This is a genomic window from Phytohabitans maris (assembly GCF_031085175.1).
In the GTDB taxonomy this organism is placed as follows: Bacteria; Actinomycetota; Actinomycetes; order Mycobacteriales; family Micromonosporaceae; genus Phytohabitans; species Phytohabitans maris.
Genome location: NZ_JAVHUY010000004.1, coordinates 116,428 through 128,948 on the forward strand (window position 1 = coordinate 116,428; position 12,521 = coordinate 128,948).

The 12,521-nt window shown below is 74.1% G+C and carries 10 protein-coding genes and 1 pseudogene; 4 read left to right on the forward strand and 7 right to left on the reverse strand.

All coding sequences use genetic code 11. The annotated features are described in order from the left end of the window. Positions 1-19: 19 nt before the first annotated feature. The 3 genes and pseudogenes from RB614_RS05505 to RB614_RS05515 all read right to left on the reverse strand — a co-directional run. Positions 20-1,060 carry a glycosyltransferase family 4 protein gene (locus RB614_RS05505; protein WP_308711254.1) on the reverse strand — a complete coding sequence of 347 codons (1,041 nt, stop codon included), beginning with the start codon at positions 1,058-1,060 and terminating at the stop codon, positions 20-22. A gap of 301 nt (positions 1,061-1,361) precedes the next feature. Beyond that, positions 1,362-1,760, reverse strand: a complete 399-nt coding sequence (locus RB614_RS05510) for a 6-pyruvoyl trahydropterin synthase family protein (protein ID WP_308711255.1) — start codon at positions 1,758-1,760, stop codon at positions 1,362-1,364. A 109-nt stretch (positions 1,761-1,869) separates the two neighbouring features. Further along, positions 1,870-2,841 (reverse strand): annotated as a pseudogene (locus RB614_RS05515) (zinc-dependent alcohol dehydrogenase); the annotation flags it as partial. Between the two features lie 115 nt (positions 2,842-2,956). Here RB614_RS05515 and RB614_RS05520 point away from each other — a divergent pair. Then, entirely contained in the window at positions 2,957-3,826 is an 870-nt protein-coding gene (locus RB614_RS05520) for a CDP-alcohol phosphatidyltransferase family protein (RefSeq protein WP_308711256.1), read from the forward strand. On the opposite strand, the gene RB614_RS05525 is transcribed toward RB614_RS05520, so the two are convergent. Continuing rightward, a complete protein-coding gene (locus tag RB614_RS05525) occupies positions 3,739-4,443 on the reverse strand; it encodes an NUDIX hydrolase (RefSeq protein WP_308711409.1) in 705 nt (234 codons plus the stop codon). The genes RB614_RS05520 and RB614_RS05525 overlap by 88 nt on opposite strands. A gap of 91 nt (positions 4,444-4,534) precedes the next feature. Next, complete coding sequence (locus tag RB614_RS05530) at positions 4,535-6,223, reverse strand: glycoside hydrolase family 99 protein (protein ID WP_308711257.1); 1,689 nt, start codon at positions 6,221-6,223, stop codon at positions 4,535-4,537. A 215-nt stretch (positions 6,224-6,438) separates the two neighbouring features. Here RB614_RS05530 and RB614_RS05535 point away from each other — a divergent pair, with 215 nt between their 5' ends. Further along, positions 6,439-6,561, forward strand: a complete 123-nt coding sequence (locus RB614_RS05535) for a 50S ribosomal protein L36 (RefSeq protein WP_308711258.1) — start codon at positions 6,439-6,441, stop codon at positions 6,559-6,561. 28 nt (positions 6,562-6,589) lie between these two features. After that, positions 6,590-7,507, forward strand: a complete 918-nt coding sequence (locus RB614_RS05540; protein WP_308711259.1) for a ketopantoate reductase family protein — start codon at positions 6,590-6,592, stop codon at positions 7,505-7,507. Here the strand turns inward: RB614_RS05540 and RB614_RS05545 are convergent. Further along, positions 7,489-8,286 carry a class I SAM-dependent methyltransferase gene (locus tag RB614_RS05545; protein WP_308711260.1) on the reverse strand — a complete coding sequence of 266 codons (798 nt, stop codon included), beginning with the start codon at positions 8,284-8,286 and terminating at the stop codon, positions 7,489-7,491. The genes RB614_RS05540 and RB614_RS05545 overlap by 19 nt on opposite strands. A 135-nt stretch (positions 8,287-8,421) precedes the next feature. Here RB614_RS05545 and RB614_RS05550 point away from each other — a divergent pair, with 135 nt between their 5' ends. Continuing rightward, the gene (locus RB614_RS05550; RefSeq protein WP_308711261.1) at positions 8,422-12,063 is read left to right on the forward strand and encodes an NACHT domain-containing protein; all 3,642 of its coding nucleotides are present in this window, start codon (positions 8,422-8,424) and stop codon (positions 12,061-12,063) included. A gap of 22 nt (positions 12,064-12,085) precedes the next feature. Here the strand turns inward: RB614_RS05550 and RB614_RS05555 are convergent, their stop codons facing one another. Then, entirely contained in the window at positions 12,086-12,484 is a 399-nt protein-coding gene (locus tag RB614_RS05555; protein ID WP_308711262.1) for a DUF1622 domain-containing protein, read from the reverse strand. Between the last annotated feature and the right edge of the window lie 37 nt (positions 12,485-12,521).

Genomic DNA, 12,521 nt, shown 5'->3' on the forward strand with positions numbered 1-12,521 from the left:
CCGGTGCCGGCGTAGCCGGTCACAGCGCGTCCAGGGCGCCGGCCAGGGCTCGCGCGGTCGCGCCCCAACCGTCCAGTGTGGAGCGTCGGGCGGCGGCCGCGGCGCGTAGGTTGACCCGTACCTCAGGTTGGGTGAGCCACCGCCGGAGCGCGTCCGCCAGCGCGGCCGGGTCACCGGGAGGCACCAGCATCCCGGGCTGTACCCGCGCCGGTGCCCAGCCCAGCGCCTCCGGCACGCCGCCCACCTCGGCGGCGAGCACCGGTACGCCCCGGGCCAGGGCCTCGGTCACCACCATGCCGTACGTCTCCGCGTGCGACGGCAGCACCAGCAGGTCCGCCTCGGCGTAGCGGGCGTCCAGGTCGGCGCCGACCAGCGGGCCGGCGAAGTTGACCCGGTCGCCAAGTTCGCCGGCCGTCGCGGTGACCCGGGCCGTGTACACCGGGTCGCGGTCCAGCGCGCCGACGAAGGCGCAGGTCCAGTCGAGTTCGGTGAGCGAGGTGAGGGCGGAGAGCAGCACGTCCTGGGCCTTGCGTGGGGTCACGGCGGCCACGCAGAGCAGGCGCGAGCCGGCGGCGCTGGCCGGGGACAGGGGCGCGGGGTCGACGCCGGGGGTGGCCACGCGTACCCCGTCGAGACCGTGCAGTGCGGCCAGCCGCCGGGCGGCACCCTCGCTGGTCGCGACGACGGCGGCCGCGGCCCGGAGGGTCTCGCGTTCGCGGGCGTCCAGGTCGGCGTCGCCGGCCTCGTCCACAAGCGGCAGGTGCACCAGGACGGCGAGCCGCAGCCGCGCGCAGGCGGGTACGACCACCTCGGGCGCCGCGCACGCGACCAGGCCGTCCAGCAAGATGAGAGCACCGTCAGGTACGGCCGCGAGGGTGGCCGCCAGGCGGGTGACCTGCGCGGCGGCCGGGCGGGGCCACCCGCCGTCCACAGGGTGCTCGACGACGTGCCAGCCCAGCGCGGCCAGCCCTTCGCAGGCCCGGCGGTCGTAGCGGTTGCCGCCGCTCGGGACGGCCGGGTCGTCCACACCCGCGGGGACCACGACGTGCAGCTCGGTCACGCCGCGCCCGCGCTTCGCGCGCGCCGCGGCCCCGACCCCGGCCGCCGGCTCGCCCGCGTGGTGCCCGCGCCTTGCGCCGGGAGGCGGCCCTGCCGCGGTCCCGTCCCCGGCCGCCGGCTCGCCCGCGTGGTGCCCGCGCCTTGCGCCGGGAGGCGGCCCTGCCGCGGTCCCGTCCCCGGCGGCCGGCTCAGCCGCGCCGTTTCGGCGGTTCGTGCGGGGAGACGGGTCCGTCGTGGTGCGGCTCCGGGCGGCCAGCTCGCCCGGGCCGTGTCGGGGCTTCGCGCCGGGCCGGCCGGTCCGCTCACAAGGTCCGCTCGTAGCTGGCCCACGCGGCATGGGACTCGTGCAGCGTGACCGTGATCCCGGCCAGCCCGCGCGCCCCCTCGCCGAGCGCGCCCGCGTCCACCCGGTCGGCCAGGCGGTCCGCGATGACCTTGGCGAGGAACTCGGTGGAGGTGTTGACGCCGGCGAAGGCGGGCTCGTCGTCGAGGTTGCGGTAGTTCAGCTCGCCCAGTACCTCACCGAGCTGCGCCGTCGCCAGCCCGATGTCTACCACGATGTTGTCGGCGTCGAGCTCCGGCCGGCGGAACGTCGCGTCGACCACGAACGTCGCGCCGTGCAGCCGCTGCGCCGGGCCGAACACCTCACCGCGGAAGCTGTGCGCGACCATGATGTGGTCCCGGACGGTGATGCTGAACAAATCCTCAACCTCCTGGGCGAGTGTCGGTGGGCGGCCGCTCCGCCCGCGCGGCACCGTCGGATCCGGGGTGCGCGGCGGCGGGGTCGTGCGGCGCGGGCGGCGGGTCGGTGTCGTAGCGGACGAGGTGGCACAGCGCGGGCAGCTCGCCGCTGGCCAGCTTGGGGAGCAGGGCGGGCAGCTCGTCGAAAGTCGACTCGCCCGTCAACAACGCGTCGAACGCCGGGTCGGCGAGCAGCTCCAAGGCGAGCGCGAGCCGGTCGGCGTACGTGCGCCGTCCCGCCCGCGCCGGCGACACCGTCCCCACCTGGCTGCTGCGCACCGTCAGCCGGCGGGAGTGGAAGTGCTCGCCGAGCGGGATCGTGACCGTGCGGTCGCCGTACCAGCTCAGCTCCACCACCGTCCCCTCCGGCGCGAGCAGCTTCAGCGAGCGGGCCAGCCCGGCCGAGGTGGCGCTGGCGTGGATGACCAGGTCACGGTCGCCGTCCGCGTCCTCGGGGGCGGCGAAGTCCACGCCCAGCGCGGCCGCCACCCCCGCGCGGGCCGGGTCGGCGTCCACGAGCTGCACCCGCGCGCCGGGGAAGCGGGCCAGCACGGCGGCGACGCCGCAGCCGACCATGCCGCCACCGACCACCGCGATCCGGTCGCCGACCAGGGGAGCCGCGTCCCACAGGGCGTTCACGGCGGTCTCCACCGTGCCGGCGAGGACGGCGCGCCGCGGCGGTACCCCCTCGGGCACCGGCGTCACCGCCGAGGCCGGGACGACGTAGCGGGTCTGGTGCGGGTACAGGCAGAAGACCACGCGCCCGCGCAGTTCGTCGGGGCCGTTTTCCACAACCCCGACGTTGAGGTAGCCGTACTTGACGGGGGCCGGAAAATCGCCCTCCTGGAACGGCGCCCGCATCGCCGCGTGCTGGCTCTCCGGCACCCCGCCGCGGAAGACGAGCGTCTCGGTGCCCCGGCTCACGCCCGACCAGAGCGAGCGGACCAGCACCTGGTCCGGGCCGGGTGGATCGAGGGTGACGGGGCGGATCTCACCGGCGCCCGGGGACCCGAGCCAGAACGCTCGACCACGGAGCGTCATGGATCTCCTTCCGCGGGCGATGAACCAATCCGGCCCGTTTCCCGTTTTCCACACCGTGGGCCCTGGTAACCATACGTGGTGGGGCCCTACCCGCCCAGACAACTACGGAGGAACGTTGACCGTCAGCGACCGGCCCCTCGAAACCACCCCGACCGTCGACGGGCATACCGCGGGACTGGCGGTGCAGTTCCTCCTCCTCGGCATGCTGGCCGCGGGCGTCGGTCTCGACGCGGCCGGGTGGGCGGTCGGCGTCGTGTACGCGGTCGGCACGTGGGTCCTGCTCGGGCGGGCCCTGCGCCGTTCCGGCACCACCTTTCTCGGCCCAGCCAACCAGGTCACCCTCGCCCGCGCGACGCTGGTGGGTGGGGTGGCGGCGCTGGCGGCCGACTGGCTCACCGGGCACGCCGCGCCGGTCGCGGTCTTCGTGACGCTGGCCGCGGTGGCGCTCGCGCTCGACGCCGTGGACGGCCAGGTGGCGCGCCGTACCAACAGCACCTCGGCGCTCGGCGCGCGCTTCGACATGGAAGTTGACGCCATCCTCATCTTGGTGCTGAGCGCGGTCGTCGCCGACTCGCTCGGCCTGTGGGTGCTGGCGATCGGCGCGTTCCGGTACGCGTTCGTGGTGGCCAGCTGGGTGCTGCCTTGGCTGCGCGCCGCCCTGCCGCACCGCATGTCGCGCAAGACGGTCGCCGCGATCCAGGGGGTCGTGCTGGCGGCCGCGAGCTCGGGGCTGCTGCCGTACCCGATGGCGGTGGCCGTGGTGGGGACGGCGCTGGCGCTGCTGGTCTGGTCCTTCAGCCGCGACGTGGCCTGGCTGTGGCGGGCCGACGAGATCCGGCGGTACGTCGCCGGGGCGACCCTCGGCGGGAGCGGCACCGCCGCCGGCGTGGCGCTGGCTCAGGAGTCCGGGTCGGAGGGGAGCACCGGCGGGAACGCGGTGCGCAGCATCGGGGGAAACAGGGTCCTCGCCGGGCCGCGGCGGTAGAGCGCGGCCGGCCGGCCGGTCTCCAGGACCCGCCGCTCGCCGGTCGGCTCGAGGAAGTCGTCGGCGTTGGTGACCTTGCGGTGGAAGTTGCGGGCGTCGATGGAGACCCCCCACACCACCTCGTACACCCGGCGCAGCTCGGTCATCGTGAAGACCTCGGGGCAGAAGGCCGTGGCGAGCGTCGTGTACTCCAGCTTGGACCGGGCGCGGTCGACCCCGTGCTCGACGATCCCGGCGTGGTCGAAGGCGAGCTCGACGTCGCGCGAGAGCACCGACCACACCGGCTGCCAGCGCGCGGCGCGGGCGTCGGTGCCACCCACCGGCACCGGCAGGTCGGGCGCGATCGCCAGGTAGGCCACGGTGACGACCCGGCCGCGGGGGTCGCGGTGCGGCGCGGCGAAGGTGCGGAGCTGCTCAAGATAGAGGCTCTCGCCGCCGAGCGCCGTCTCCTCGGCCAGCTCGCGACGGGCGGCGGGCTCGGCGTCCTCCTCCGCCCGGATGAACCCGCCGGGCAGCGCCAGCCTGCCGCGGAACGGCTCGACGCCACGCTCGACCAGCAGCACCTGCAGCTCGTCGTCGCGGATGGTCAGAACGACCACGTCGACGGTCACGGCCATCCCGGAGAACCGCTGCACGCGGCCCATGCTAACTAATCGTCCTAATGACGTAAAGCGGGGAGTCGGCGTGCCGCCCCGGCGGAGCCGCGGGTCAGGACGCGTAGGCCTCCAGCTCGGAGAGCTGTCCCGCCGGCCAGCCGGTGTTGGCGGTGACGTGTACGCGCAGGTGGCGCACGCTCGCCGCGGGGAAGGTGAGGGTCACCGTGTTGCCGGTGGCCGGGTCGAACGTGCGCCCGCCCGCGGCGACCAGCGTCGTGAACGTCGAGCCGTTGGTGCCACCCTGCACCGAGAGCGTCTGGGTGCGCGTGGCCCAGGCCGCCGCGGGCGGGAGCTTCAGCATCACGCGACCCACCGGCAGGGCCGACCCGAGATCCACCTGGATCCACTGTGGAAACGCGTTGTTCGCGCTCTCCCAGTAGCTGCCCGCGTTGCCGTCCACCGCGTTGCCCGGCCCGTAGCTCTGCGTCTGGCTGCTCGCCGTCGCCGGCCGTCCCGCCGCGAGGTTGCCGCCGGGCTGCGGCCCACCGCCGGCGACCGGCGGCGTGGGGCGCACCGCGGTGAGCGGGAGCTGCCCCTTCAGCATCCGGCCGCCGTCGGCGGTGATCCGCAGGTAGTAGTCGGAGGAGCAGAACGTGCCGTCCTCGTCCAGCGGCCGGATCCCGGTGCCGGCCGGCACCGTGGCGGCGGTCTCGGCGGTCTTGGCGATCTGGTTGCCCTCGTTGAACTCGTCGAACATCGAGATGTAGATGCCCTGGCAGCCGAGCCGCACCATGTTGTAGAAGTGCCGCCAGTAGAAGTCGCCGTGCGCGCGGGCGCCGGTGGACAGGTCGCCGGGCATCACGCAGGGCTGGTAGTCGATGCCGTGCGCGTCGCAGTCGGCCTGGTCGGGCACGTTGACGTTGGTGTAGAACCAGTCCAGCCCGTCGAGCGTGCCGGTGCGGCCGACCATCCAGGGCGAGATCATGTCGAACGCGTGGTAGACGTCGAGGAACCCGGGTCGGGAGTCGTTGATCCCCTGCCGCCAGTACGTGGGCACGCCGCCGATCACGTAGCACCCCTGCGCCTTGAACCAGTTGACCACCTCCAGGCAGGGCGCCGGCGCGAACGGGCGGCCCGGGTCGGCGAAGCCGAACCCCCAGACGCACACGACCGGCTTGCCGTTCTGCCGGGCGTACGCCGGGGACGCGGTGTGCGCCGACATCTTGGTGGTCCAGTCAGTTTTCAGCTCGGCCTGCATGTTGGTCCAGCTCGTGACGTCGTACATGATGTAGAACTTGCGCCCGAAGCGCTCCGCCGCGTCGCGGACCTTGACCGCCATGGCGTCGCGGGTCGGCCCCTCGTCGCCGAACGGGTTGAACCGCTGCAGCGCCGCCGTGTCGCACCCGTGGTCCCGCATCCAGGTGAAGTGCGTGTCGACGGTCTGCTGGTCGTACGAGGAGAAGAGCCGGGCCGGCTGCCCGTTGCCGAGGTTGGGGTAGGCGGTGGTGTAGCCGCGGGTCAGCTCGCGCAGGTCCGGCCAGGAGACGATCGTGGTGTTGCTCGGCGAGGGCGGCTGGAAGCGGTCGCGGCTCCAGTGCCACCACCCGCCGATCGGCGCGCCGTCGCCGGGGCAGGCGAACCACCCCTGGTACCCGACGGAGATCTTGCCGACCACGTCGCCGGGTGGGCTGGCGGCGCCGGCCGCGCTGGTCAGGGCGGAGACGATCTCGGTGGTCGAGGCCGCGGCCAGGGCGGAGCCGGCGGCCACGGACGTCACGAAGGTACGGCGCGATACCGCCATGTCGACGCTCCTCGGGGGTCTGCGGGCCGGGGATCGACGGTCATCGTGCCAGGATGCGACACACCTTCGCAACACTTGAATCAACATCCGAAATCTTACGACAACAACCCCGCAAGAATCGGATGGCGATACCCGGGAATCCGGCGGCCTCCCGTGGCGTTGCGGGATGCCGGCGACGGCTGTGTGGCCGGACGCCCTGTGGAAAGGGGACCATGATGAAGGTGCGTAGCTCGCTACGTTCGCTGGCCCGCAAGCCCGGCGCGGTGGTGGTTCGCCGCGGCGGCCGGGTGCGCGTGGTCAACCGGGTCAACCCGCGGTTCACCGGCCGCCAGGGCTGACGCCCGGTCGCAAGCTGGGGGAGGGCACGTGACGGACTCGCCGTGGAGCGTGGCGGTGGTCGGGCCGGGTGGCGTCGGCGGGCTGGTCGGCGCGGTGCTGACCCGGGCCGGCCACCCGGTCGTGTACGTGGCGCGGCCGCGGACCGCGGCGGCGCTGACCGCCGGCGGGCTGCACGTGGCCAGCGCCCAGTACGGCGACTTCCACGTGCCCGCCACCGCGGTGCCGCGGCTCGCCGCGCCCGTGGACCTGTGCGTGGTCGCCACCAAGGCGACCGCGCTCGACGCGGCCCTCGACGGCGTACCGGCCGAGGCGCTCGGCGCCGGCCTGGTGCTGCCGCTGCTCAACGGCGTCGACCACATGGCGGCGCTGCGCGAGCGGTTTCCGGCCGCTCAGGTGCTCGCCGGCGCGATCCGGGTCGAGTCGACGCGGACGGCGCCCGGGCGGATCGCGCACGCCAGCCCGTTCTGCGTCGTCGAGGTGGCCGGCGACCGGACCCCGCGCACCCGGCTGGATACGCTCGCCGCCCAGCTCCGCGCGGCCGGCATCGACGCGTCCGTGCGCGACGGCGAGGCGGCGGTGCTCTGGGACAAGCTCGCCTTCCTGGCGCCCCTCGCCCTGCTCACCACCGCGTACGGCGCGACCGCCGGCGAGGTCCGCGAAAGGCACCGCGCCGAACTGGAGGCGGTGGTGGGTGAGGTGGTGTCGGCGGCCCGCGCCAGTGGCGCCACAGTGGACACTCAAGCGGTCCTCGGCTTCTTCGACCGCGTACCGGCGGGCATGAGGTCGTCGATGCAGCGCGACGTCGAGGCCGGCCGGATGCCCGAGGTCGACGCGATCGGCGGAGCGGTGCTGCGCGCCGCCGCCGGCCACGGCGTGGACGCGCCGGCGACCGGCAGGCTCCTGGAAAGCTGCCGCCAGAAGGCGGATCAGGTGGCCGCCACGTGACCGCGAAGCGCCCACGCCCGGGCGCTCAGCGCGATGCTACCGTCCGGATTGGACGGTAAGCGGTCGCGGAGCAGGTCGCGCAGCGCGGTGCGGCGCTCCTCGCCGAGCGAGACCGTGTACGCCGGGGCGGCTCCCTGCCCGCCCAGAAACGGCTCCCAGTAGTCGGCGAAGCCGGTGAACACCGTCGGGACGTCGATCGCCTCGACGGAGACGTCCACCAGGCCCGCGTCCGTCCACAGTGCACGCAGCGGGCCGGGGCGGCAGATCGGGAAGCGGCGGCCCTCGTCGAGTTCCGCGCCGCCCGGGTCGAGCGCGGCGGCGGCGTCCCAGAAGTGGCGCATCAGCCCCATGCCCTCGGCGTAGTCCCACACGTACGCGGCGACGACCGCGCCGGGCGCGGCCACCCGCGCGAACTCGGCGGCCGCCTGAGCCGGCTCGGGTACGAAGTTGAGCGCCAACCCGCTCACCACCGCGTCGAAGCGGGCGGCCGGCAGCGGCAGGGCCCGCGCGTCACCGGACACAAAGGACACCCGCGGGTCGGCGACCTGCGCGTGGGCCGTGGCGAGGAACCCGCCGGACGGGTCGACGCCGGTCACCTCGGCCGGCTCGGTCAGCGTCAGCACGGTCGCGCTGAGCGCGCCGGTGCCGCAGCCCACGTCGAGCCACCGCCGCCCCGCCGGCACATCCAGCCACCGCACGAACCGGGCGGCCACCCGCCGGCTCCACCGCCCGACGTACGCCTCGTACGCGTCTCCGCGCGCCCACACCTCGTGTGCCACGCCACCACCCTATGCGCGTAACGGCCCGGCCATCGCCAGGTCGCGGCGGACGCCGTCGGGCATCACCCTCTGGACCGCATCCGGTGTCGGGAAGGCGACCGGCCGCGACGAGCGGCGGCATGGTATCCCGGATCGGTGACCGACCCCATCATCGCGGTGGTCCGCGCCCTCCAGGGTGCGGCCGCCGGACCGGCGAAGAAGCGCGCGCTGCGCAGCCCCGACGTCGTCGGGCTGCTCTCGAAGCTCGGCCTGGCCGGCGAGGTGCCGCCGGCCGACTTCCGCGGCGTGTACGCGCGGGCGCTGGTCGAGCACTGCGCCGGCAAGCCGAGGTCCGTGGTGCGGCTGCTGGCCGACGAGTGGGTGCGGAGCGCGTTCGAGCGGTCGTTCGCCGGCGGCGACTGGGACCGGGTCCGGGCCGAGCTGCGCGACGCGGTCGAGCGTAACCGGGAGACGGGCGAGTTCGGCCACCTGCACAACCGGGACGTCGACGAGATCGACGGCTTCATCGCGGTGTTCGAGCGCCTCGTCGCGGCGACCCGCGACCCGGCGCACGTCGCCACCGACCGCAAGCTGGACATCGCCGACCGCAAACTCGACAGGGCCGACCGCAAGCTGGACAGCGCCGATCGCAAGCTCGACAGCGCCGATCGCAAGCTCGACAGGGCCGACCGCAAGCTCGACCGGATGGCCGAGGAGTTCCGGGCCGGGCTGGGCCGGATCGAGCAGGTCCGGCAGAACGAGGAGGAGGCCCGGCAGGCGCGGGAGCCGGAGCGGCGCGAGGCCACGCCGCTGGAGCGGCTCGAGTCCGACATCGCCGACTGGCTCGCCGCCGTGAACCACCCGGTGCTCGTCCGGCTCGACCCCGGCGAACGCGCGGTCGGCTGGGTGGTCCGGGCCCCGGTCACCCCGGGCCGGTACGCCCGGGTGGTGCTGGTCGGAGTCGACGGTGAGCTGCTGGCCGGCCAGGTGAAGCGGGCGCTGGAGGAGAAGGAGCGGCAGGGCGCGCAGGGCGTGTGGCTGGTCGCCCGGCGCCGGATCAGCACCGCCGCCGAGGAGGCCGCGGCGACGGACGGCTCCGTGCTCTGCCTTACCTTCGAGGACCTGGTCGACATGGCGGCCGACTTCGAGCCGTACGTCGAATGGCTGGACCGGGAGGTGGAGCGGCTCCAACTGCCCGCCCGCTACGTCCCGCTCTCCTGCCACCGCGACGACCCGGACGGCACGTCGAGCGAGTACCCGTGGCGGGACGGCGGCCTCGACCGGTACGCGGCGCGGTGGCTGGCCGACACGGCCCGGGAGCACCTCTCCGTGCTCGGCGAGTTCGGCAGTGGCAAGAGCTGGTTCAGCCTGCACCTGGCCTGGCAGCTGTCGAAGGCGTGGCGGGCGGCGCGCGAGGAGCGCGGCCCCCGGCCCCGGCTGCCGCTGCTGATCCCGCTGCGGGACTACGCGAAGGCCGCCGACGTGGGCGCGGTGGTCTACAAGTTCCTGTCCGAGCGCAACATCGCCCTGAACGAGCGCGTCTTCGACTACCTCAACCGCACCGGCCGCCTCCTGCTGATCTTCGACGGGTTCGACGAGATGGCCGCGCGGGTCGACCGGCAGACCATGGTCGCGAACTTCTGGGAGCTCGCCAAGGTCACCCACCCGGGTACCAAGGTGCTGCTGAGCGGCCGCACCGAGCACTTCCCGGACGCCGACGAGACCCGCCGCCTGCTCGGCGGCGAGGTGTACGCGGCGGTGGTCCCGCCCGAGGGCGAGACGCCCCGCTTCGACGTCGTGGAGATCTCGCCGCTGGACGACGAGCAGATCGGCCGGATGATCCGCGGGCGTACCGCCGACGAGGAGGTGGTCGCGTGGGTCACCGGCGACCCCGGCCTGCGTGACCTGCTGCGCCGGCCGGTCATGTCCGACCTGGTGCTCACCGCGCTGCCGGAGATCCAGGCCGGCGAACCGGTCGATTTGTCCCATGTGTACCTGTACGCGATCCGGCACAAGCTGGACGAGGACATCAAGGCCGAGCGGACGTTCACCAGCCGGGCGGACAAGCTGTACTTCCTCTGCGAACTGGCCTGGGAGATGGAGTCGACCAGCGCGCTGAGCATGCACTACCGGCTGTTTCCGGAGCGGCTGCGCGCGTACTTCGGCGCGGCGGTCGCCGAGCGCGACCTCGACCACTGGGAGCACGACATGCGGGCCCAGACGCTGCTCAACCGCGACGCGGCCGGGGAGTACACGCCGGCGCACCGGTCCCTTCTGGAATGGTTCGTGGCGTACAAGTTCGCCGCCGAGCTCGGCGTGCTCGGCGGCGCGTTCCTCGACCTGCTGGGCACGGTCTCGGCGGCGGGCGCGCCGGCGCTCTGGTCGGAGTACTTCGCCGACCGGCGTCCGGACGGCACCCTGCCGCCGCTGTCCGGCTTCACCGCCGAGCCGATGCCCCGACTCGCGCGGACGTTCGGCAGGGGTGCCGGGGATCCCGCTGTCGCGGGGTTCCTGCGCTCGATGGTCGCGGCCCATCCAGAGGGTGCGGAGCGGCTGCTCGCGATCGCCCGGGCGACCGGCGCCGCCGGCGTCGAGACCGGGCTGGTCGGCGCCAACTGCGTCCTGGCCGCCCGGCTTCCGGGGGAGCGGCTCCGCCTCGCCGGCGCGAACCTGATCGGGCTGGTGGCGCGGAAGGACGAGCTCTCGCTGGCCGGCGCGGACCTGCGCGACACCGACCTGACGATGACCGTCCTGGGCGGGGTCGACCTGCGCGGGGCGAACCTGACCGGCGCGCGGCTGAACACGTCGCGGATCCTCGGCAGCGGCGTCACCGTGGACGGTGTCGTCGTCACCGACGGCGGCACGATCGTCGCGGACACCAGCGAGGCGCTGTACGCCTGGGACGGCGGCGACCTCGGCCGTCCACCCCGCCGGCTCGCCACGCCCGCCCGCGGCCTGATCCTGACGAAGTCGCGATCCATCCTCCCGCTCGGCGGCGACCGGTTCTACGGCGGGCCCCGCTACCAGGCGATCGTGGACGCGGGCACCGGGCACATGACGCCCGTCGCCGCGCTCCGGGCCGCCTGGCCGATCCGGTGGCGGGGCGCCCCGGCCCTGCTGGTGGGCGATCCGTATGGCGATCTGGCCGTCCACAACCGGTCCGACCTGGCGGTGGAGGCGGCCCTGCCGTCGCCGTCGGTCACGCCGCGGAAGAGGCGCTTCGGTCACATCGCGTACGACGACTCGTACGGGGTCTGCCACGTGGCCCATGTCGACGGCGAGGTCGTCGTCGAGCGTTTCGACGAGGGCTCGGGCCGGTGGGAGGCGCTGGCCCGATGGCGCTTGGCGGGCGGGCGGCTGGGCTTTCTCCGCGACACCCTCTGGTGCCGAGCGGACGACGACACAGTGCTTCTGTGCGACCTGACCGGCACGCCGATCTGGCAGGCCGAGGGCTTCAGGTACTACCAGGAGCGGCCGGAGATCCTCGTCAGACCCGGCAAGGTGGTGCTCACCCGCGGGTCAGGGCGGATCGAGTGTTGGCCGCTGCCGGCGGGACCCGCGCGCTGGCAGGTAACCGCGCCGCTCGACGCGTACGCCCTCACCGCCCATCCCGATGGCGAGTCGTTCCTCTACGCGACCGCCGCCGGCGAGTTCGTCCGGCGGCGGATCGAGAACGGGGAGCTCATGTCGCGGGCGATCCTGACCGCGCGGTTGCGGGGCGCGACCTTCTCCCGCGACTGCGGCCTCGACGAGGCCGCGCTCGACATGCTGGCGGCGAGCGGCGCCATCCTGGTCTGACCCCGGGATCCGCCGTCATCCGTCACTGCGAGGAGGAGCGGGCGCGCGACGCGGCCCGCGCCATCACCGTCGCACCGCTGGTCAGGGCGCGGCGCCACGGGGGTACGCCGTCGATCTCGATCTGCAGCGAAAAGCTGAGGAACGTCCGGATAAGCACGATCACACCGAGCACCGCGACGCTCTCCAGCGTCGGGCTCACCGCGACGGTGCGGATGAGGTCGGCGGCGACCAGCACCTCCAGGCCGAGCAGGAGCGCGCCGCCGAAGAGCTCGCGGAGCGCCTGGTACGCCCGGCGGCCGCTGGTGGCGCGCCACAGCCGCAGCGCCTGGACGACCGACCACACCAGACCGACCACCAGCACCGCGACGCCGATCACCTCGAAACCGCGCGCCACGTGCTCCATCAGGTCCTCGAACCCCACGCCGGCACGCTACCAACAAAGCCGACAATCCGGGCTG